This is a genomic window from Dickeya oryzae, from assembly GCF_009372235.1.
Lineage (GTDB): Bacteria > Pseudomonadota > Gammaproteobacteria > Enterobacterales > Enterobacteriaceae > Dickeya > Dickeya oryzae.
In genome coordinates this window covers 1-21,245 of sequence record NZ_ML762924.1, presented here as the reverse complement: position 1 = coordinate 21,245, position 21,245 = coordinate 1, and the positions used below count along the sequence as shown (strand labels likewise).

Below are 21,245 nucleotides of genomic sequence, written 5' to 3'. Positions count from 1 at the left end.
TGAATCCTCTACGTAATTCGACAATACGTAATTCGTAAAACCTGATTTAAACCGCGGAGGCTCCCGATACGATTTCGGTGAGTTCCTGAGTGATGCTTGCCTGACGAGCCTTGTTGTAAACCAACTGCAGCTCTTTGATCAGGTTGCCGCCGTTATCTGTTGCGGCTTTCATCGCTACCATTCGCGCGGCCTGTTCACTGGCCAGGTTTTCTACGACGCCCTGATAAACCTGAGACTCCACATAGCGGCGCAACAGGGTATCCAGTAGCGACTTAGGATCGGGTTCATACAGGTAATCCCAGGATTTCTTCGTCAGCTCGCCTTCTTCTGCCGGGGGCAATGGCAGCAGCTGAACAACTTGTGGAACCTGAGACATGGTATTGATGAACTTGTTGCTCACCACGTACAGTTTGTCCAGACGACCTTCGTCGTAGGCCTGCAGCATGACTTTCACCGGCCCGATCAATTCGGATAGCGAAGGGTTATCCCCCATGCCGGTAACCTGAGCAACAATGTTTGCGCCTACAGAACCGAAGAAAGAAACACCTTTAGAACCAATCATCGCCAGATCAACCTCGGCGCCTTTTTCGTTCCAGGCTTTCATATCACCCAGCAGCTTCTTGAACAGGTTAATGTTCAGGCCGCCGCACAGGCCACGGTCGGTAGACACCACCAGATACCCGACACGCTTAACGTCACGCTCTTCCAGGTACGGGTGTTTATATTCCAGATTCCCTAACGCAAGGTGACCAATCACTTTGCGTATGGTTTCCGCATAAGGACGGCTGGCCGCCATACGATCCTGCGATTTACGCATTTTGGAAGCGGCGACCATTTCCATCGCTTTGGTGATCTTCTGCGTGTTCTGGACGCTTCCGATCTTACTACGTATCTCTTTTGCGCCGGCCATCTTAGCTTCTCCTCAATGCCTAGCGGCCTGCCGTTAAGGCAGGCCACGGGGCGTTACCAGGACTGGGTTGCCTTAAAGGTATCGAGGATGCCTTTGAATTTACCCTCGATCTCATCGTTATAAGCACCAGTCTGGTCGATCTGCTGCAGAAGCTCGCCGTGCTCACGGCTGGCGTAAGCCAGCAGTGCGGCTTCGAAGCTGCCGACTTTCGCCAGTTCAACGTCTTCCAGATAACCACGTTCTGCCGCGAACAGCACCAGAGACTGCTGCGCAACAGACATCGGCGCATACTGTTTCTGTTTCAGCAACTCGGTCACTTTCTGACCGTGGCTCAGCTGTTTACGGGTTGCATCGTCCAGATCAGAGGCAAACTGGGAGAACGCCGCCAGCTCGCGGTACTGTGCCAGCGCGGTACGAATACCACCGGACAGTTTCTTCATGATCTTGGTCTGTGCAGCACCACCCACACGGGATACGGAAATCCCTGGGTTAACCGCCGGACGAATACCAGAGTTGAACAGGTTGGATTCCAGGAAGATCTGACCATCGGTAATCGAGATAACGTTGGTCGGAACGAACGCGGATACGTCGCCAGCCTGCGTTTCGATGATCGGCAGAGCAGTCAAAGAACCGGTTTGTCCTTTCACTTCACCTTTAGTGAAGGCTTCCACGTACTCGGCGTTAACACGCGCAGCACGCTCCAGCAGACGGGAGTGCAGATAGAATACGTCACCCGGATACGCTTCACGACCAGGCGGACGACGAAGCAACAGGGAAATCTGACGATAAGCGACAGCCTGTTTAGACAGGTCATCATAAATGATCAGCGCATCTTCACCGCGGTCACGGAAGTATTCGCCCATGGCGCAACCGGCATACGGTGCCAGGTATTGCAACGCAGCAGATTCAGACGCCGTTGCCACTACAACAATAGTGTTGGCCAACGCACCGTGTTCTTCCAGTTTACGCACCACGTTAGCAATGGTGGACGCTTTCTGGCCGATAGCGACATAAATACATTTGATGCCGGAATCACGCTGGTTGATGATGGCATCAATCGCCAGCGCGGTTTTACCGGTCTGACGGTCGCCGATGATAAGCTCACGCTGACCACGACCGATTGGAATCATGGCGTCCACAGACTTGTAACCGGTCTGAACCGGCTGATCAACGGACTGGCGATCGATAACACCCGGCGCAATGGTTTCTACGGCAGAGAAGCCATCATGTTCCAGCGGACCTTTACCGTCGATGGGTGCACCCAGCGTGTTGACCACACGGCCTAACAGGCCACGGCCAACCGGTACTTCCAGAATACGGCCGGTGCATTTAACCTTCATGCCTTCAGCCAGATCCGCGTACGGACCCATAACTACCGCACCAACGGAGTCGCGCTCCAGGTTCAGTGCGATCGCGTAACGGTTGCCCGGCAGGGAAATCATTTCACCCTGCATCACGTCAGCCAGACCGTGTACGCGAATGATCCCGTCACTAACGGAAACAATCGTACCTTCGTTATGAGCTTCGCTCACAACGTTGAACTGAGCAATCCGCTGCTTGATCAGTTCACTGATTTCGGTGGAATTCAGTTGCATGCTCCAGTCCCCTTAAGACTGCAAGACGTCTGCCAGACGTTCCAGACGACCGCGAATACTGCCGTCTATCACCATATCGCCCGCGCGAATTACCACGCCGGCCATAACAGACTTATCAATTTTGCAATTCAGCTTCACTTTACGTGACAGACGTTGTTCCATTGCAGCAGTTATCCCTGACAACTGCTGCTCGCTCAACGTGGCGGCGGAAATAACCTCGACATCCACGGTCGATTCCAGCTCCGCACGCAATTGAACAAACTGTTCCAGTACCTCAGGCAGCACTGGCAAACGTCCGTTTTCAGCCATCACCCGGATCAGGTTCTGGCCCGCTTCATCCAGTTGTTCACCACACACGGTAATGAATGTCTGCGCCATGGTCTGGGGAGCGATAGCTCCAGCCAGCATGCCGGCAATATGTTCATTACGCGCAACTTCGGCAGCGAACGCCAGCATCTGCTGCCAGCGATCAAGCGCCTGGTGTTCAACGGCAAAGTCAAAAGCTGCTTTGGCGTAGGGGCGAGCTACCGTGACAAATTCAGACATCAGCCCCTCCCTCCTTACAGTTCAGCGACCAGTTTATCAACGATGTCGCTGTTGGCAGCTTCATCCACGGAACGTTCAATAATTTTCTCGGCACCGGCAATAGCCAGAATGGCAACCTGCTTACGCAACTCTTCACGGGCACGTTTGCGTTCGGCTTCGATTTCAGCCTGCGCCTGCGCCACGATTTTGTTGCGTTCCGCTTCCGCTTCCACTTTAGCTTCGTCCAGAATCAAAGCACGCTGTTTGTTTGCCTGCTCGATGATCACCTGAGCTTCCGCTTTGGCTTTCTTCAGTTGGTCGGTCGCATTGGCCTGCGCTAAGTTCAGATCTTTTTTGGCACGTTCAGCAGAAGCAAGACCGTCAGCAATTTCTTTCTGACGCTTTTCGATGGCTGCCATAATCGGCGGCCATACATACTTCATGCAGAACCAGACAAACAGGACGAACGCAATGGCCTGGCCGAGGATTGTTGCGTTAAGATTCACAGCACAATGCCTCTTTCATGAGTTAAATGAGTCGATGTCTTTAACCTGACAAGCTTACGCCTGCTTAGGCCACCGCAAACATCACGTACAGACCCAGACCTACCGCGATCATCGGGATAGCATCCACCAGACCCATAACGATAAAGAACTGTGTACGCAGCAGAGGGATCAGGTCAGGCTGGCGGGCAGCACCTTCCAAGAACTTACCACCCAGAATGCCGATACCGATTGCAGCACCGATTGCCGCCAGGCCCATCATCACAGCGGCAGCCATGTACAGCAGATCCATACTCAGGTTTTCCATGACAGTCTCCAGTTTGTTTCAGTTAAAACGTTTGTAGTGTTGTGAAAAATTAATGCTCTTCGGATGCCATCGAAAGATAAACAACCGTCAGAACCATAAAGATAAAAGCCTGCAGCGTGATAATCAGAATGTGGAAAATGGCCCAAGGCACATTCAGAATCCACTGTGACCACCACGGCAACAAGCCTGCAATAAGGATGAAAATCAACTCACCCGCATACATGTTTCCAAACAGTCGCAAACCAAGAGATACCGGTTTGGACAGCAGGCTCACCCCTTCAAGAATCAGGTTGATGGGAATAAACACAGGGTGATTGAACGGCTGCATGGTCAGTTCTTTAACGAAACCGCCCACACCTTTCATCTTGATGCTGTAGAACAGAATCAGAATGAATACGCCCAGCGCCATGGACAGCGTAACGTTTACGTCAGCGGAAGGTACCACACGCAGATAAGCATGGGCAGGGTCATGACCGAGAGCGCTATAGATATGGGCCCAGATTTGCGGTAACAAATCGATAGGCAACAAATCCATCAGGTTCATCAGGAAGACCCAAACGAAAACGGTCAACGCCAATGGTGCGATAAGTTTGCTCTTCCCGTGGAACATGTCGCGAACACTGCCATCGACAAATCCCACAACCAGTTCGACCGCCGTTTGAAGTTTACCCGGTACGCCACTGGTCGCGGTCCTGGCAACCTTATGGAAGATAGCCAGAAAGAGTACGCCGAGGACCACGGAGAAAAACATCGAGTCGACGTTAATCGACCAGAATCCCGAGCCCACCTGCAAATGGGTCAGGTGGTGACCGATATACTCTTGCGGAGTAGATGCAGACATGATGTCTCTTACCCTTTTGTTGTTAACTACGGTAACGGTTAATTACAGCCGGTGCCACGATCTGCGTGATCAGCACCACTAAGTACGTCAGGCCAAGCGGAAAAAAAGCCGCATGAAACACACCTAACGCCACCACCAATAGCACGATGGTGAAGAGCATTTTCAGCGCTTCGCCAACGGCAAACGACCAGGCTACCCGACCTTCCGGTGGCTTGTCTGCCTGATGCCGTACGGCAAACAGTATAAACACCATGCTCGGCAGCCAGGCTGCCAACCCTCCAGCAAGTGCAGAAGCACCCGCTCTAAAGCCACCCGCGCAAAACGCAGCACCGGCAATAAAAATCACCGCCAACTGCAATAACAGCGATAACCGGGCGAGTTTCCCACTGTAAAGGGATACAGACATGATGATTCTCCGTACCTTTTCAGAGGTATGCTGAATGACCGTATAAAACTGCCTTTGCAGTACCGAGTCAAGCAGCGAAAAACGAGCAAATTATACGGGTCATCCATGCGAATTCAATCGATAAGTAGCAAAAAGGTGAACGATTATTTAAATTTATTTCCGAAGCCTTATTTTCACTAACTATCCCCAAAGTTGATTAGAGAAACCCAAAGCATCTGACGTCAGCAATATGTGATATTTCTCACATAAAATTAAACTAAGGCTTTTACATCTAAATTGATTTTTTTTTGCTCTAAGTAAAAAAAACCAGATATATTTATTAATCTCAATACCTTAAAAACCAAGCACCCACAAAATCACACGAATACTGCCACAAAACCATCTATTGACAATCTGGATATTTTTTTCTCATGTTTTTAACACAGTGGGCCATCAATCCCCTTACCGAATCATACAAATAGTTTGCTGATAAGCCTCTTTCATTCCCTCAACCGGAGAGGTTATACCACCGAGTTGTAAAATTACGGTGAACGAAAAAGTGATAAAAGTCATTATTACACTTTGAGCTATCAGTATGAAAAGTTTACAACTATTCATGATTTTTTTGATAAATGACAAAATTAATTGGGCTTTAGCACCACCAGATGCCGCTCCCCGTCAAGCTCAGGAACCGACAGAGGAACGACCTTATCAACCGTGACACCTTGTGGCAGTAATCCCATTTCGTCATGCGGCACCGTGCCTTTGAGGGCATAAAAGCGGCCCTGTGGACGGGATGGCAGGTGATGGCACCAGTTGACCATGTCTTGCAATGACGCAAAGGCTCGACTAATCACACCATCAAACGCGGGTTCGGCAGGAAAATCCTCGACCCGGCTCTGTACCGGCTCAATATTGTTCAGACCCAGCTCATGCTGCACCTGACGCAAAAAACGCACGCGTTTTCCCAGACTATCCAGCAGGACAAAATGCGCATCAGGGCGAGCAATCGCCAGCGGTACGCCTGGCAACCCCGGGCCGGTACCCACATCGATAAAACGATTTCCGCACAGGTGTGGTTCCACCACCAGACTGTCCATGATATGCCGAACCAACATCTGTTCAGGCTCACGAACCGATGTCAGGTTATAGGCTTTGTTCCATTTTTGGAGTAACGCTACATACTGAAGCAACTGGTTTTTTTGCTGATCGGTCAGCGCCATTCCAGCACGCTGCAGCAGGCTGTTGAGTTTCTCTAGCACGAGTAAATCCTGTTGTCGGTTAAGGCAACATGGCCGCGATAAGCGGCCATGCGTCAACATAAGCGAGCGGTCTTTGTCAGGCGCTGCGGCGCAGCATACCTTGTTTTTTCAGCCAGACCAGCAGAATTGAGATAGCGGCAGGAGTGATGCCTGAAATACGCGATGCCTGGCCAATCGACCCCGGTTTGTGATCGTTGAGTTTAGCGATCACTTCGTTCGACAAGCCACTGACCTGACGATAGTCCAGATCCGCAGGCAGCAATGTGTTCTCGTTACGCAGTTGCTTTTCGATCTCATCCTGCTGACGAGCAATGTACCCTTCGTATTTGACCTGAATTTCCACCTGCTCAGTCGCCTGAACATCAGGCAAAGCAGGGGCAAACATCGGCAGCGCTGTCAGTTGGGCATAATCCATTTCAGGGCGTCGTAGCAGATCTTCACCGTTGGCTTCACGCGATAAGGGTGATTTTAACAGGCGGTTGATCTGCTCTACGCCTTCCGTGTTCGGGTGAACCAGAATATCGCGCAGACGCTGGCGTTCTTTTTCGATATTTTCCAGTTTCTCATTAAAACGCGCCCAACGTTCATCATCGACCATCCCCAATTCGCGGCCAATGGCCGTCAAACGCAGGTCAGCATTATCCTCACGCAGCATCAGGCGGTATTCAGCGCGAGAGGTAAACATGCGGTAAGGCTCTTTCGTTCCCAACGTGCACAGATCATCCACCAGTACGCCGATGTAAGCTTGATCACGGCGCGGCGTCCAACCTTCCTGATCAAACGCCAGACGAGCCGCGTTTAGCCCTGCCAGCATCCCTTGGGCCGCCGCCTCTTCATAGCCGGTAGTACCGTTGATCTGACCTGCAAAAAACAGATTGTGGATAAACTTACTTTCCAGCGTGGGTTTTAAATCACGCGGGTCGAAATAGTCATACTCAATGGCATAACCGGGGCGGACGATACGTGCATTTTGCATACCATCCATCGAACGAACGATCTGCCACTGCACGTCGAACGGCAAACTGGTTGAGATACCGTTCGGGTAAATTTCGTTACTGGTTAGCCCTTCCGGTTCCAGGAAAATCTGGTGTGCATTGCGATCGGCAAACCGCATCACTTTGTCTTCAATCGAGGGGCAATAACGTGGACCGATCCCTTCAATGACCCCTGCATACATCGGGCTGCGATCCAGATTGTTACGGATCACGTCATGAGTACGCTCATTGGTATGGGTGATGTAACACGGCATCTGTGCCGGATGCTCACTGGCGTTCCCCAGGAAGGAAAACACCGGCATGGGGTCATCACCATGTTGTGGGGTCAGTACACTAAAATCGATAGTTCGGGCGTCAATACGCGGCGGTGTACCGGTTTTCAGACGGCCTACACGCAAGGGAAGTTCGCGTAAACGGTGGGACAGCGCGATCGAAGGCGGATCGCCTGCTCGCCCGCCGCTGTAGTTATCCAGCCCGATGTGGATCTTGCCGTCCAGAAACGTCCCCACCGTTAGCACCACCGCTTTAGCGCGGAATTTCAGCCCCATTTGGGTTACCGCACCAACGACCTGATCATTTTCGACAATCAGATCCTCAACCGCCTGTTGGAACAGGGTTAGGTTCGGCTGATTCTCCAGCGCGGTACGCACAGCCTGACGATACAGTACCCGGTCAGCCTGAGCGCGTGTGGCGCGCACAGCCGGGCCTTTACTGGAGTTTAGTATCCTAAACTGAATGCCACCACGATCGATCGCATGTGCCATCAGGCCACCCATCGCATCGATCTCTTTTACCAGATGCCCTTTCCCAATACCGCCGATCGCCGGGTTACAGGACATTTGCCCCAGCGTATCAATGTTGTGTGTCAGTAAAAGGGTTTGACGTCCCATTCGGGCAGAAGCCATCGCGGCTTCTGTACCCGCATGACCGCCACCGATCACGATGACGTCAAAAGGATCCGGATAAAACATGGTGCTACACCTCGCGTGGTTGCGAATGATCGTTACTTGCCCTGGGGTGGGGGATTCTACTTAAGTTTGTGCCGCCGACCAAGTCTGTTGGATCGTCGGGTAGTTAAAGAAAGATCTTTTTTATTTAAAGATCTCTTTATTAGATCTCTTATTAGGATCCCCATGTGCTGTGGATAAGCCGGGATCCAAAAAGAAGATCAATAGGTTATTGTCGATCATTAGCTGTGAATGATCGGTGATCCCAGTCTGTATTAGCTGGGATCTGAAAGGGTAATTATACACAGCTCAAAAAAGCATCTGCAGTTATTATCTGGATAACTACGGGTTTTACCCGGCATTTCAAGCCATTTATCCACAGAGGCTAATGAAAAAAATAATTTTATTTGAGTAAAATTTTCCATGATCCCAACCAGACCTCAGCCGGATCTTCCGGAATGTCATGCTGGGTAATGTCGATCTTCAACATATCGCCGATCCGATGCGCGCCGAGATCCTGTAATAGCTGATCCAGTTTTACGATCGCACCACAGAAGGTGTCGTACTCGCTGCTACCGATGCCGATTGCGCCGTAACGGACAGCGGATAAATCAGGGCGTTTTTCCTGCAGCTTTTCATAAAAAGGTTGCAGGTTATCGGGTAGATCGCCAGCGCCGTGAGTGGAGGTGACCACCAGCCACACATTTTCAGGCGTCACCTCATCCCATTCCGGGCCATGCAGTAGCGTGGTAGTGAAATTATCCTGTTGCAGCAATGATTCCAGGTGCTCGGTAACGTACTCTGCGCTACCCAGTGTGCTGCCGCTAATGAGGGTAATGTCTGACATGCGTGATCCCGCCTGATTGAATGACGGCACATTGTACGCTGTGATCTTGGTGGGATCTACCTGTGGATAATAGGGGGATAGTAAAAAAGTATCAGGGCACGATGGTACGCATAATGGGGTTCTGCAATGAGATCAGCGTTTCAGTGGATTGAATTTCATCAATTGTCTGAATCTTGTTGATAAGTACATGTTGCAAGGCGTCGATAGAGCGGCACATGACCTTAATGAAGACGCTGTAATGCCCGGTGGTGTAATATGCCTCGACCACTTCTTCCAGGTTGTTGAGCTTCTCCAGCGCGGATGGATAGTCCTTGGCGCTTTTCAGGATGATGCCAATAAAACAGCATACGTCGTAGCCCAGCTGCTTAGGGTTCACGTCCAGCCGTGTTCCCATGATGATGCCAGCCTGTTTCATTTTTTCTACCCTGACATGGATAGTGCCGGGGCTAACCGAAAACTGTTTCGCCAGTTCGGCATAGGGTGTGCGGGCGTTATCCATCAGGGCGTTGAGGATGCCGCGATCAAGTTCGTCCATCGAGTAGGTGTCTGCTGCCATGATGCTGCTCCGTAAAGGGCTATCTGAAGCGTTTTACTGATTATTGCTGAATGAATCAACGACCAAAACGGCTGCCCGTTCAGGGAAGATACGCGACAAGAGGGATATCAGGATGAGGTATCAGACTTTTTCGTGCTGAAACCGGCGTAACAGGCGGCTTTTCAGCCCGGTATCGAAGCGCCAGATATGATCAAAGATGCGCAGAATACCGGGTTTACCATGCGCTGACATGGCGACAGCGTGAAAACGGTGCTGCAGCCGATGCTGGCGGCGTTTGATTTCGTTGACCAGATCGTCTGGCAGACGCTGGGCAATAAAGTCTGAAATGATGACGGCGTCGGCATCCTGCCAGGTGGCGGTGTCCATTTTTTCCAGCAGCGACGACAGGCAGCTTGCCAGATCAGTACCGCCCCGGAAGGTCTGACTGAGAAAACGTATTGCTTCTTCCAGCCCGTTTTCTGAGGTCAGGTCATAACTGACGATGCCGGTTGAAAACAGCATAATGTAACAGCGGCGGTTTTCCGCCAGAGCAATCCGCATCAGCGCCAGACAGAAGGCTTTAGCGCAACGTTCATTAAATCCGCCCATCGAACCGGAGGTATCCACACAAACGATAAACGGCCCTCGCGGTTGTTGTTCGTTATGCTGATGGACGACCGGTCGCTCAAGCGTTTTTTCCCGCCAGCTCTCCCCTTGTAGCCGGTACGTCAGTAGCCGGTGTTCGGCCAGACGGCGGTAAAATTCAAACTCCAGCTCATGGGTCCCGAGGGTGGATAGTTCGGTGGGCAGTAGCCGTAGAATGTCATCACTCTGGTGGATGCCGCTGACTTGTTCCGGTGCAAACGCCGGTTCACGCACCATCACCTGAAAGGATTCTTTCGGTGCCTGATGGCTGAGAACCGATTTTGTCTCCCGGCTACGGCCCAGACGCTCTGCCAGACGCTGCAGTTCCGGCTGTTTTTGCAAAAATGCCCCGGTCTCCAGTAACGCATTGAAGGGTTGTTTCATGCGTTTACTGGCGCTGAGATCCCATAGCCTGCCTGCGGCCGTGTCGTTTTCAGCCAGAATCGGTTCCAGTGCCCCGCTTATCGTCAGGCGTTTTTGGATCTCGTCCAGTAACTGATCCCGCTCTTGTTCCATGATCTGATGGTGCAGATTCATCGTTTGCAGCGTCAGGCTAAGGCGCCAGCGTTGCATAAACAGGCTGTGCTGACTGGCGCTGATGCGGCGTTCTGAGGAGGGGGAAGCGGAACTGATCAGCTTTTCTGCCTGATTAAGGAAAGGGGAATCCACATGATGCAAGGTGGACATGATGTCTGGCAGAGTAGACTGAAAGGCCTGCCCGCTGACTAACTGGGTCTGCTGATAACAGGTGAATTCTTTTTCCAGTTCGGGAGGTGCCTGGGTACTACGCAGCCGTTGCCGGAGGTTTTCTTTCCACTCGGGTAAGTCACGCATGATGGCATTTTTCAGACGCGGATACTTGTCGAAGAACATCACCAACTGAGGCGTTGCCATCAGGGCTACAATCACGTCATCCAGCAGATCGTTTTCATCGATGGATAACAGCATCTCCAGGGATTCCAGCGTCAACATGATCGTTACTCCCGTTGTGACTGCGCGATTTGTTCATCGACCTGTTGAAGGCTTTCTTCAATCCTGGCAAGCCATTCTTTCGGGACAAACAAGCAAGGCTGGTGACGCTCGAACAATCGACGTTGTTCACGTAACTGGATTTTTAACGCGTCATATTCTTTAACTATCTCTTCTGGCAGGTCGCCTTTCATCACGCCGGGCAGCGATAACACCGTGCTTTGTAAACTGATATCGCGAATGATCAGATGCTGGCGCTCATCCACTTCCATATCGAGATGCTGGCTAAAACCGACGCCGTTGAGCTTCCCACGTATTTCGCCTCCCTTTTGCAGCCAGCTCGCCAGCGCTTCCCGGTCGATAACCACATGGGTGACGGTATAGTCGTGCAGCAGCAGTGGTTTTTGTAGCATCAGCGTTATTTCGGCGGCGGTCAGGCTTTCAGGTAACGAGTGATGGGGTTTCCGGCCAAAAAAGTTGACCTGGCGTTCAACCTTGAATGCCTGCTGTTCACTTTGTTCCTGCTGATATTGCTGGCGTTTCACATTCAATTGCTGCAATCGGAACAGTAATGTTCGCTGTTGGTAGGCCTGTTCGCCCATCAATTGTTGTAATTGCTGCTCCACCAGGTTGTGGGTATCCAGGTCGTGCCATAGGCAATCTTTGAGAAGGATCAGATCAACCGGGGTTATCGCTTCCCGTCCGCTAAAAAAGGCACAGGCCTGAAGAAGTCGTATGGATTTCTTCCAGCGACGATCGGAAACATACGGCGAACCTTCCTGAGTATCCAGACGCTGGCGCAACTGATAAATCAGTTCGAAGCAATTTTCTGGTAACGGTATATGCTCGATATGAGATTGCCACTGTTGGTACTCTTCATCGCTGACACTCAGTGCCGGGCTGATAAGGTTATCCTGCTCTGCGGGTGACGCGGTGAGCATGGCGCGAAAATTGTGTTTATCCTGCACCCGGTCAAGCCAGAGGCGAATCAGCATACGGTCATACAAGGCTTCCAGGCTGCTGTCGGCTTCAGGCAGTTCGTTGGAGGCCGTGACCAGTAGCCGCATCGGGATGGGTTCTTCGCTATTGCCGTTGCGAAAGCGCCGCTCGTTGATGGCGGTCAGCAGGGTATTCAGGATTGCAGGACCGGCTTTCCAGATTTCATCCAGAAAGACAATTTCCGCTTCTGGCAGGTAACCGGTTGTCAGGCGCTGATAGCGCCCTTCGTCTTTCAGTGCCTGAATGGAGAGTGGGCCGAAGACCTCTTCTGGCGTTGAAAAACGCGTCATCAGGTATTCAAAGGCGCGCGCGTGTCTGAATGCGTATTTCAGGCGACGTGCAATCAGGCTCTTGGCAATCCCTGGCGGCCCCAACAGGAAGACGCTCTCGCCGCTGAGCGCTGCCAGCAGGCAAAGTCGGATGGCGTGTTGCCGTTCGTAAAGACCGTGTTCGAGAGCATGACTCAGGCGAGAGATACGGTCGGCCAGCGCTGTGGGTTGCATCATAATAGATCCGTCATTGCGGTAAATGCCGTCAAGAGCGTGTAATGAACGTCAGAAAGACTACGTTTTCTTCATTAGCTATACATTAATTATTGTCACCATTGCTGGTGTTAATCAATAAAGGTGCCTGCCCTGAACAGAACCAAGGTAGTATTAAAAAATGGGCTTTTAACGTGATTTGTGCATACTGTGCGTTTTCGGGCTACTCCAACCAGAATAAGGCCCGATTTGTTAATGAATTGATAACAGAAGACAAGGTTTATGAATTCAGAACATAAACGTTCACTTCCAGCGGTCACGCTGGCTGCCATCGGTGTAGTGTATGGCGACATCGGCACCAGCCCGCTCTATACGCTCAGGGAGTGTCTTTCCGGGCAGTTTGGTTTCGGGGTTGAACCTGATTCCGTCTTTGGCTTTCTCTCACTGATATTCTGGCTGCTGGTGCTAGTGGTCTCCCTTAAGTATCTCAGCTATGTCATGCGGGCGGATAACGCCGGTGAAGGGGGGATCCTGACGCTGATGTCGCTGGCCGGACGCAATACGTCCGACAAGATGACCGCCGTCGTGGTGATCATGGGGTTGATCGGCGGTAGCTTCTTCTATGGTGAGGTGGTGATTACCCCGGCGATTTCCGTGATGTCGGCGATCGAAGGGCTGGATATCGTTGCCCCGTCGCTGGATACCTATATCGTGCCTATTTCGATAGTGGTGCTGACGCTATTGTTTATGATTCAAAAGCACGGTACAGGTCGGGTTGGTAGCCTGTTTGCGCCGATCATGATGCTGTGGTTTTTGTCGCTCGGTGTGTTGGGGGCTCGCAGCATTATTGCCAATCCAGAGGTATTGCAGGCACTCAATCCCCAATGGGCAATTAACTTTTTCATTCAATATAAATCGGTGTCCTTCTTTGCGCTGGGGGCGGTAGTACTGGCGATCACTGGGGTTGAGGCGCTGTATGCCGATATGGGCCACTTTGGCAAACTGCCGATTCGTATCGCCTGGTTTTCAGCGGTTTTACCGTCGCTGGTGCTCAACTACTTTGGCCAGGGCGCGCTGTTGCTGAAAAATCCAGAGGCTATCAAAAACCCGTTCTTCCTGCTGGCACCGGATTGGGCGCTGATTCCGTTGTTGGTGCTGGCTACGCTCGCTACCATCATCGCTTCTCAGGCGGTCATTTCCGGGGTGTTCTCGCTGACCCGTCAGGCGGTTCGTCTGGGGTATCTGCCACCGATGCGCATCGTGCATACGTCAGATATGGAATCCGGACAGATTTATATCCCGTTTATCAATTGGTTGCTGTATGTGGCGGTGGTAATCGTTATTATCAGCTTTGAGCATTCCAGTAATCTGGCAGCCGCTTACGGTATTGCGGTGACCGGCACGATGGTACTGACCAGCATCCTGTCCTGTACGGTGGCGCTGAAAAACTGGCACTGGTATCGCTATCTGGTCTGGTTGCTGCTGGTGGCTTTGCTGGCTATCGACTTGCCGATGTTCCTGGCCAACGTGGTGAAGATTATTTCTGGTGGTTGGTTGCCGCTGGCGCTGGGTATGGTGATGTTTATCATCATGACGACCTGGAAAAGCGAGCGTTTCCGGCTATTACGTCGTATCCATGAGCATGGTAATTCGCTGGATGCGATGATCGCGTCGCTGGAGAAGAACCCGCCAGTGCGTGTAACAGGAACAGCTGTCTATCTGTCGCGTGCTACCCATGTTATTCCGTTTGCTTTGCTGCACAATCTTAAACACAACAAGGTATTGCACGAGCGCGTGGTGCTGCTGACCATGAGAACGGAAGACGCGCCTTATGTGCACAATGCCCGGCGTGTTTCGGTGGAGCAACTTTCCCCCACCTTCTGGCGTGTGGTCGCCAGCTATGGGTGGCGTGAAACGCCGAATGTAGAAGAGGTATTCCATCGCTGCTGGCAGGATGGATTGACCTGCCAGATGATGGAAACTACGTTCTTCTTGTCGAATGAATCGCTGATGATGGGTACGCGTCCCTGGTATCTGCTTGTTCGCGGTAAGTTGTTCATGATGCTGAGCCGCAATGCGCTGCGCGCGGCGGATCAATTCGAAATTCCACCGAACCGGTTGATTGAATTGGGTATTCAGGTAGAAATCTGATACCGGACGAGTAGATGAATAAGCGGGTGAGGTCTGACAGGATCTCACCCGCTGTGGTATTGGGCCTCTTCTTCCCGCCTACTGTTATCCTGTCGCGGATGTGGCATTCCATCTCCTCTAAAACCCTCTGGCTTTGTCAGGCATTGCCCTGCCGCGTCTTTTTTATTGGTTTTAATAACTTAAAATCTTCCTTTTATTACGCCAACGAAACGTTTCGATAACGATCACATTTTCATAAGATAATCGTTGCCTTCTCCGGTTCTTTTTCTACACTTGCTCCATAAGCGAAACGTTTCGCTCTCAGGATAAATAACATGAAAAAAGGTGTGTTACTTCATTCCGATATTTCGTCGGTGATTTCCCAACTGGGACATACCGATCAGATTGTCATTGCTGACGCCGGTTTACCGATTCCAGCGACGACGGCCCGCATCGACCTGGCTTTAACCCATAACGTTCCTGGCTTCTTGCAGGTGCTGGACGTGGTGACGGCGGAAATGCAGGTGGAAGCGGCGATATTGGCTCAGGAAATCATTGAGAAAAACACCACGCTCCATGAAGCGTTATTAAAACAGTTAGCACAACTTGAACAACACCAGGGAAATACCATTTCACTGCATTACGTCAGCCACGAAGAGTTTAAAAAACAAAGTGGTCAGAGCCGGGCCATTATTCGTACAGGGGAATGTTCTCCTTATGCGAATGTGATCCTTTGTGCTGGCGTCACCTTCTGAGGTAGCGATGCAACCTTTACTGCAATTGCAAGGCATCACCAAAACGTTCCCCGGCGTTAAGGCGCTGTCCGGCGCGGCATTGAATGTTTATCCGGGCAAAGTCATGGCGCTGGTGGGAGAAAACGGTGCCGGCAAGTCCACCATGATGAAAGTGCTGACGGGCATTTATCGTCGGGATGCCGGTAGTATCCAGTTTTTAGGCAAGGATGTGGATTTCAGTGGTCCCAAAGCCTCCCAGGAAGCAGGGATCGGCATTATCCATCAGGAACTGAACCTGATTCCCCAGTTAACCATTGCGGAAAATATTTTCCTCGGCCGTGAATTTACCAACCGCCTGGGGCGTATTGACTGGAAGCGTATGTATGATGAGGCGGATAAGCTGCTCAAGCGTTTGAACCTGCGTTATGACAGTCGCCGCCTGGTGGGGGAGTTGTCGATTGGCGATCAACAGATGGTTGAAATCGCCAAAGTGCTGAGCTTTGAGTCTCGGGTCATCATTATGGATGAACCTACCGATGCGCTGACGGATACCGAAACCGCCTCGCTGTTTAGTGTTATCCGGGAATTGCAGGCCCAGGGCTGCGGCATTGTCTATATCTCCCATCGACTCAAAGAGATTTTCGAAATCTGCGACGATGTGACCGTGTTCCGTGATGGCCAGTTTATCGGCGAGCGTGCAGTGAGTGAATTACAGGAAGATTCGCTGATTGAAATGATGGTGGGACGTAAGCTGGAAGATCAGTACCCCCGTTTGAATCAGGCGCCCGGTGACGTGCGTTTACAAGTCAGCGAATTGTCCGGGCCGGGGGTGAATAACGTGAGCTTCACCCTGCGCAAAGGCGAGATTCTCGGGGTGGCCGGGCTAATGGGGGCCGGTCGCACCGAACTGATGAAAGTGTTGTATGGCGCGTTGCCACGTACCCACGGCAGCGTCTCCTTAGACGGGGAGAACATCGTGGCGCGCAGTCCACAAGACGGCCTGGCCAGCGGCATTGTGTATATTTCCGAAGACCGTAAGCGAGACGGGCTGGTGCTCGGCATGTCGGTAAAAGAAAACATGTCCCTGACGGCACTGCGTTATTTCAGTAACGCAGCGGGTTCGCTGCGGCATGGCGATGAGCAGCAGGCGGTGGGCGATTTCATCCGCATGTTCAATATTCGCACTCCGTCCATGTCCCAGCCGATCGGGTTATTGTCCGGTGGTAATCAGCAGAAAGTGGCGATCGCCCGTGGGTTGATGACCCGTCCCAAAGTGCTGATTCTGGATGAGCCGACCCGTGGCGTCGATGTGGGGGCAAAAAAAGAAATCTATCAGTTAATCAACCAGTTCAAGCAAGAAGGGTTAAGCATCATTCTGGTATCGTCGGAAATGCCCGAAGTGCTCGGGATGAGCGATCGCATTATTGTCATGCACGAAGGGCACCTGAGCGGTGAGTTCCCGATTGAACAGGCTACACAGGAAGCGCTGATGGCTGCGGCCGTTGGTAAGCAATACGGCGTAAAGCAGGAGTAAATCAGATATGAGTTCTCAAACTATCACAGCAAAGCGCTGGCTCAGCAAAGAGTGGCTGATGGAGCAAAAATCATTGATCGCCCTGCTGATTCTTATCGCTGTGGTGTCTTCAATGAGTCCTAACTTTTTTACCCTGAACAACCTGTTCAACATCCTGCAGCAAACCTCGGTAAACGCCATTATGGCGGTGGGAATGACACTGGTTATCCTCACCTCCGGTATCGATTTGTCGGTAGGGTCGTTGCTGGCGCTGACAGGGGCGGTTGCCGCGTCTATCGTCGGGCTTGAGATCAATGCGTTGGTGGCGGTATTTGCGGCGCTGGCACTGGGTGCGGTCATCGGTGCGGGAACGGGGATTATCATTGCCAAGGGGCGGGTTCAGGCCTTTATTGCTACGCTAGTGATGATGTTGCTGCTACGTGGCGTCACGATGGTCTACACCAACGGCAGTCCTGTCAATACCGGTTTTTCTGATGCGGCGGATGCGTTGGGGTGGTTCGGCATCGGACGTCCTCTGGGAGTACCTACGCCAATCTGGATTATGGCGGTGGTATTCCTGACAACCTGGTACATGCTGCACCATACCCGCATTGGTCGCTATATCTATGCGTTGGGCGGTAATGAAGCGGCAACCCGTCTTTCCGGGATCAGCGTTGATAGAGTCAAAATCGTTGTTTATTCGTTGTGCGGTTTGTTGTCGGCATTGGCAGGCATTATTGAAGTTGCCCGTCTGTCTTCAGCACAACCAACGGCAGGGACGGGGTATGAACTGGATGCCATTGCAGCGGTAGTGCTGGGTGGTACAAGTTTGTCAGGTGGTAAAGGACGCGTGGTGGGAACGTTAATCGGTGCCTTGATTCTGGGGTTCCTGAATAACGGGCTTAACCTGTTAGGGGTTTCTTCTTACTACCAGATGATCGTCAAGGCGGTGGTTATTCTGCTGGCGGTTTTGGTAGATAACAAAGGCAGTAAATAACTTTCATTCACACAGGAATTGAAATATGAACTTGAAGAAGATTGCTACTCTGGTTTCCGCTGTCGCGCTGAGTGCAACGGTCAGTGCCAATGCGCTGGCAAAGGATACCATTGCTCTTGTTGTTTCCACGCTGAATAACCCGTTCTTTGTGTCGTTGAAAGATGGCGCCCAAAAAGAAGCGGACAAACTGGGCTACAACCTGGTCGTGCTTGATTCCCAGAACAACCCAGCCAAAGAACTTTCCAACGTGCAGGATTTGACTGTTCGCGGCACCAAGCTGTTGCTGATCAACCCGACGGACTCCAACGCGGTGGGTAATGCGGTGAAACTGGCTAATCAGGCCAAAATTCCGGTTATCACGCTGGACCGTGTCGCTGCCAGCGGTGAAGTCGTTAGCCACGTAGCTTCCGATAACGCCTTCGGCGGTAAAGTTGCCGGTGATTTCATCGCTAAAAAACTGGGTGAAGGCGCCAAAGTTATTCAGCTGGAAGGTCTGGCGGGTACGTCTGCTGCTCGTGAACGTGGCGCTGGCTTCATGAAGTCTGCCGAGAAGAACAAATTTAACATGTTGGCAAGCCAGCCTGCGGATTTTGACCGCACCAAAGGTCTGAATGTGATGCAAAACCTGCTGACCGCTCACCCGGATGTTCAGGCTGTCTTCGCTCAGAATGACGAAATGGCGCTGGGTGCCCTGCGCGCTCTGCAGACCGCCGGTCGTGACAATGTGATGGTCGTTGGTTTCGATGGTACCGCTGATGGCTTGAAAGCAGTAGAAAGCGGCAAGATGGCGGCTACCGTGGCTCAGCGTCCTGATCAGATCGGTGTCATCGGTGTGGAAACGGCTGACAAGGTGCTGAAAGGCGAAAAAGTACAGGCGATCATCCCTGTCGACCTGAAACTGGTTACTAAGCAATAACATCATCAAAACGTAATACCGCACGTGCAGTACGGCGCCACCCCTGGTGGGTGGCGCGTAATCAACATCGGGGTTCATGTTAATGAAATCAGGCAAGCTGGTAGTCTTGGGAAGTATCAATGCGGACCATATTTTGAATCTGGCTCAGTTTCCCCGCCCAGGTGAAACGGTGATCGGTAAACAATATGGTGTGGCATTTGGTGGTAAAGGCGCGAACCAGGCGGTGGCTGCCGGGCGTAGTGGCGCAGATATCGAATTTATCGCTTGTGTCGGCGCTGACGATATCGGCGAACGCATTCGCCAACAACTCATCAAGGACCGAATTGATGTTTCCGCCGTTGAAGCGATTCCCGGCCAGACTACCGGGGTGGCATTGATTTTCGTTAACGGTGAAGCTGAAAACATGATCGGTATTCATGCGGGGGCTAATGCAGCCGTAACGCCAGATTACCTGCATCGCTATCAGCAGAAAATTACTGATGCTTCCGCGCTGTTGATGCAACTGGAGTCGCCGCTGGAAACTGTGATAGCAGCTGCTCGCCTGGCGCATGACAGTGACACTAAAGTTATCCTCAATCCGGCTCCAGCTTGTTCTCTGCCTGACGAGTTATTGTCATTGGTGGATATGATCACGCCGAATGAGACGGAAGCGCAGATCCTGACCGGGGTGAGCGTAGAAACCGAAGAAGATGCACAACGTGCCGCACAGGTACTGCATGATAAAGGCATCTCAACAGTATTGATTACCCTTGGCAGCCGTGGTGTCTGGTTAAGCGAACAAGGACAGGGTCAGCGTATTCCCGGTTTCCGGGTCAAAGCGGTTGATACCATTGCAGCGGGTGATACCTTCAATGGCGCGTTAGTGACGGCTTTGCTGGAGTCACGCCCTATGGACGCGGCGGTTAAGTTTGCTCATGCGGCGGCGGCTATCGCGGTGACTCGCCATGGCGCTCAGCCTTCTGTTCCCTGGCGTGAAGAGATTGATGCCTTCCTGAATGCACAGGAGTAATCCTTGGCGACAATGAAAGACGTGGCCCGTCTGGCTGGGGTATCCACATCAACGGTTTCTCATGTCATCAACGATAACCGCTATGTCAGCGATGCCATTCGCGAGCGGGTAATGAAAGCGGTGGAACAACTGAACTACGCGCCGTCTGCGCTGGCGCGTAGTCTCAAAATCAACCAGACCCGTACCATTGGTATGTTGCTGACGGCAAGTAGTAACCCGTTTTATGCTGAAGTCGTGCGCGGTGTGGAACGTTGTTGTTACGAACGAGGCTACAGCCTGATTCTTTGCAACACCGAAGGTGATCACCACCGTCTGAGCCGCAGTCTGGAGACGTTGCTGCAAAAGCGGGTGGATGGGCTGTTACTGATGTGTACTGAGAGCCATCTGCCTTCCCCGGATATTATTCGTCGCTATCCTTCTATTCCTGTGGTGATGATGGACTGGGCACCGTTTGAAGGCAGCAGCGATATCATCAAAGATAATTCGCTGCAAGGCGGCGAAATGGCGACTCACTACCTGATTTCTCAGGGCTATCGCAAAATTGCCTGTATTGCAGGTCCGCAAGATAAAACCACCGCCCACAATCGTCTGGAAGGTTATCGTAAAGCGATGCACCAATCGGGCTTGTCGATTCCTGCTGGTTACGAGGTGATCGGGGACTTTGAGTTTGAAGCTGGTTTTCGCGCCATGCAGCAGTTACTGGCGCTACCGGAGCGCCCTGATGCAGTCTTTACCAGTAATGATGCGATGGCGGTAGGCGTTTATCGTGCCTTATATGAGGCAGGGCTATCCATTCCTGACGATATGGCCGTGGTGGGTTACGACGATATTGAACTGGCTCGTTATCTATCACCGCCCTTGACGACGATACATCAGCCTAAAGGTGAGCTTGGTGAACTTGCCATTGATACGCTTCTCCACCGGTTGGAGCACCCGGATGCAGAACATAATGTATTGGTACTGACACCCGAGTTAATCGTTCGTAGTTCCGTTGGCAAAATCCACGCCTGATTGACCTTTATCCTTTCTTTCTGGCGTTTATGCCGCAGAAAAGCGGCATATTGGCCAATTCCCACTCGCTTTGCCTGAAAACCATCCAGTTGATAATTATTTTGTATTTATCGCTTGTCAGGCCGGAATAACTCCCTATAATGCGCCTCCACTGACACGGCAACAGCGGCAACGCAGCGCGGTGTCAG

Annotated in this window: 20 protein-coding genes; 7 read left to right on the top strand and 13 right to left on the bottom strand. The window is 51.8% G+C overall.

The genetic code is table 11. The features are described 5' to 3' along the window. Window positions 1-46: 46 nt before the first annotated feature. From atpG to ravA, 13 genes are all read right to left on the bottom strand, one after another. Complete coding sequence (atpG, locus tag FAZ14_RS10105) at window positions 47-910, bottom strand: F0F1 ATP synthase subunit gamma (protein WP_016941652.1); 864 nt, start codon at window positions 908-910, stop codon at window positions 47-49. 53 nt (window positions 911-963) lie between these two features. After that, entirely contained in the window at window positions 964-2,505 is a 1,542-nt protein-coding gene (gene atpA, locus FAZ14_RS10100) for a F0F1 ATP synthase subunit alpha (protein WP_016941653.1), read from the bottom strand. Window positions 2,506-2,517: 12 nt separating this feature from the next. Further along, window positions 2,518-3,051: a F0F1 ATP synthase subunit delta gene (gene atpH / locus FAZ14_RS10095; RefSeq protein ID WP_012886749.1), complete on the bottom strand. Its 534-nt coding sequence runs from the start codon at window positions 3,049-3,051 to the stop codon at window positions 2,518-2,520. A 14-nt stretch (window positions 3,052-3,065) separates the two neighbouring features. Next, window positions 3,066-3,536 (bottom strand): F0F1 ATP synthase subunit B, encoded by a 471-nt coding sequence (atpF, locus tag FAZ14_RS10090; RefSeq protein WP_012886748.1) that lies wholly within the window; start codon window positions 3,534-3,536, stop codon window positions 3,066-3,068. A 64-nt stretch (window positions 3,537-3,600) separates the two neighbouring features. Continuing rightward, the gene (gene atpE / locus FAZ14_RS10085) at window positions 3,601-3,840 is read right to left on the bottom strand and encodes a F0F1 ATP synthase subunit C (protein ID WP_004093904.1); all 240 of its coding nucleotides are present in this window, start codon (window positions 3,838-3,840) and stop codon (window positions 3,601-3,603) included. Between the two features lie 49 nt (window positions 3,841-3,889). Beyond that, the gene (gene atpB, locus FAZ14_RS10080; protein WP_016941654.1) at window positions 3,890-4,681 is read right to left on the bottom strand and encodes a F0F1 ATP synthase subunit A; all 792 of its coding nucleotides are present in this window, start codon (window positions 4,679-4,681) and stop codon (window positions 3,890-3,892) included. Between the two features lie 22 nt (window positions 4,682-4,703). Continuing rightward, window positions 4,704-5,087 (bottom strand): F0F1 ATP synthase subunit I, encoded by a 384-nt coding sequence (atpI, locus tag FAZ14_RS10075; RefSeq protein WP_016941655.1) that lies wholly within the window; start codon window positions 5,085-5,087, stop codon window positions 4,704-4,706. A 620-nt stretch (window positions 5,088-5,707) separates the two neighbouring features. After that, on the bottom strand, window positions 5,708-6,328 hold the full coding sequence (rsmG, locus tag FAZ14_RS10070) for a 16S rRNA (guanine(527)-N(7))-methyltransferase RsmG (protein WP_016941656.1): 621 nt from the start codon (window positions 6,326-6,328) through the stop codon (window positions 5,708-5,710). 76 nt (window positions 6,329-6,404) lie between these two features. Beyond that, window positions 6,405-8,294 carry a tRNA uridine-5-carboxymethylaminomethyl(34) synthesis enzyme MnmG gene (gene mnmG, locus FAZ14_RS10065; protein ID WP_016941657.1) on the bottom strand — a complete coding sequence of 630 codons (1,890 nt, stop codon included), beginning with the start codon at window positions 8,292-8,294 and terminating at the stop codon, window positions 6,405-6,407. Window positions 8,295-8,673: 379 nt separating this feature from the next. After that, a complete protein-coding gene (gene mioC, locus FAZ14_RS10060; protein ID WP_153508478.1) occupies window positions 8,674-9,117 on the bottom strand; it encodes an FMN-binding protein MioC in 444 nt (147 codons plus the stop codon). Window positions 9,118-9,208: 91 nt separating this feature from the next. Continuing rightward, window positions 9,209-9,673, bottom strand: a complete 465-nt coding sequence (gene asnC / locus FAZ14_RS10055) for a transcriptional regulator AsnC (protein WP_016941659.1) — start codon at window positions 9,671-9,673, stop codon at window positions 9,209-9,211. Between the two features lie 120 nt (window positions 9,674-9,793). Beyond that, window positions 9,794-11,269, bottom strand: a complete 1,476-nt coding sequence (gene viaA / locus FAZ14_RS10050; protein ID WP_153508477.1) for an ATPase RavA stimulator ViaA — start codon at window positions 11,267-11,269, stop codon at window positions 9,794-9,796. 5 nt (window positions 11,270-11,274) lie between these two features. Then, window positions 11,275-12,771: an ATPase RavA gene (ravA, locus tag FAZ14_RS10045; protein ID WP_016941661.1), complete on the bottom strand. Its 1,497-nt coding sequence runs from the start codon at window positions 12,769-12,771 to the stop codon at window positions 11,275-11,277. Between the two features lie 258 nt (window positions 12,772-13,029). On the opposite strand from ravA, the gene kup reads away from it, so the two are divergent. From kup to rbsR, 7 genes are all read left to right on the top strand, one after another. Continuing rightward, on the top strand, window positions 13,030-14,898 hold the full coding sequence (gene kup, locus FAZ14_RS10040; protein ID WP_016941662.1) for a low affinity potassium transporter Kup: 1,869 nt from the start codon (window positions 13,030-13,032) through the stop codon (window positions 14,896-14,898). Between the two features lie 314 nt (window positions 14,899-15,212). Further along, a complete protein-coding gene (gene rbsD / locus FAZ14_RS10035; protein ID WP_016941663.1) occupies window positions 15,213-15,632 on the top strand; it encodes a D-ribose pyranase in 420 nt (139 codons plus the stop codon). Window positions 15,633-15,639: 7 nt separating this feature from the next. Next, the gene (gene rbsA / locus FAZ14_RS10030) at window positions 15,640-17,145 is read left to right on the top strand and encodes a ribose ABC transporter ATP-binding protein RbsA (protein WP_020477035.1); all 1,506 of its coding nucleotides are present in this window, start codon (window positions 15,640-15,642) and stop codon (window positions 17,143-17,145) included. A 7-nt stretch (window positions 17,146-17,152) separates the two neighbouring features. Beyond that, window positions 17,153-18,121, top strand: a complete 969-nt coding sequence (rbsC, locus tag FAZ14_RS10025) for a ribose ABC transporter permease (protein WP_038906092.1) — start codon at window positions 17,153-17,155, stop codon at window positions 18,119-18,121. Window positions 18,122-18,146: 25 nt separating this feature from the next. Next, on the top strand, window positions 18,147-19,037 hold the full coding sequence (gene rbsB / locus FAZ14_RS10020) for a ribose ABC transporter substrate-binding protein RbsB (RefSeq protein WP_012886735.1): 891 nt from the start codon (window positions 18,147-18,149) through the stop codon (window positions 19,035-19,037). 82 nt (window positions 19,038-19,119) lie between these two features. Then, window positions 19,120-20,046, top strand: a complete 927-nt coding sequence (rbsK, locus tag FAZ14_RS10015; RefSeq protein WP_016941666.1) for a ribokinase — start codon at window positions 19,120-19,122, stop codon at window positions 20,044-20,046. 3 nt (window positions 20,047-20,049) lie between these two features. Then, a complete protein-coding gene (rbsR, locus tag FAZ14_RS10010) occupies window positions 20,050-21,057 on the top strand; it encodes a ribose operon transcriptional repressor RbsR (protein ID WP_202960518.1) in 1,008 nt (335 codons plus the stop codon). Window positions 21,058-21,245: the final 188 nt, after the last annotated feature.

Bases quoted from the DNA above. Each gene is read 5' to 3' on its own strand.
- atpG (WP_016941652.1), bottom strand. From the start codon at position 910: ATGGCCGGCGCAAAAGAGATACGTAGTAAGATCGGAAGCGTCCAGAAC.
- atpA (WP_016941653.1), bottom strand. From the start codon at position 2,505: ATGCAACTGAATTCCACCGAAATCAGTGAACTGATCAAGCAGCGGATT.
- atpH (WP_012886749.1), bottom strand. From the start codon at position 3,051: ATGTCTGAATTTGTCACGGTAGCTCGCCCCTACGCCAAAGCAGCTTTT.
- atpE (WP_004093904.1), bottom strand. From the start codon at position 3,840: ATGGAAAACCTGAGTATGGATCTGCTGTACATGGCTGCCGCTGTGATG.
- atpB (WP_016941654.1), bottom strand. From the start codon at position 4,681: ATGTCTGCATCTACTCCGCAAGAGTATATCGGTCACCACCTGACCCAT.
- atpI (WP_016941655.1), bottom strand. From the start codon at position 5,087: ATGTCTGTATCCCTTTACAGTGGGAAACTCGCCCGGTTATCGCTGTTA.
- mnmG (WP_016941657.1), bottom strand. From the start codon at position 8,294: ATGTTTTATCCGGATCCTTTTGACGTCATCGTGATCGGTGGCGGTCAT.
- mioC (WP_153508478.1), bottom strand. From the start codon at position 9,117: ATGTCAGACATTACCCTCATTAGCGGCAGCACACTGGGTAGCGCAGAG.
- asnC (WP_016941659.1), bottom strand. From the start codon at position 9,673: ATGGCAGCAGACACCTACTCGATGGACGAACTTGATCGCGGCATCCTC.
- viaA (WP_153508477.1), bottom strand. From the start codon at position 11,269: ATGTTGACGCTGGAATCCCTGGAGATGCTGTTATCCATCGATGAAAAC.
- ravA (WP_016941661.1), bottom strand. From the start codon at position 12,771: ATGATGCAACCCACAGCGCTGGCCGACCGTATCTCTCGCCTGAGTCAT.
- kup (WP_016941662.1), top strand. From the start codon at position 13,030: ATGAATTCAGAACATAAACGTTCACTTCCAGCGGTCACGCTGGCTGCC.
- rbsD (WP_016941663.1), top strand. From the start codon at position 15,213: ATGAAAAAAGGTGTGTTACTTCATTCCGATATTTCGTCGGTGATTTCC.
- rbsA (WP_020477035.1), top strand. From the start codon at position 15,640: ATGCAACCTTTACTGCAATTGCAAGGCATCACCAAAACGTTCCCCGGC.
- rbsC (WP_038906092.1), top strand. From the start codon at position 17,153: ATGAGTTCTCAAACTATCACAGCAAAGCGCTGGCTCAGCAAAGAGTGG.
- rbsB (WP_012886735.1), top strand. From the start codon at position 18,147: ATGAACTTGAAGAAGATTGCTACTCTGGTTTCCGCTGTCGCGCTGAGT.
- rbsK (WP_016941666.1), top strand. From the start codon at position 19,120: ATGAAATCAGGCAAGCTGGTAGTCTTGGGAAGTATCAATGCGGACCAT.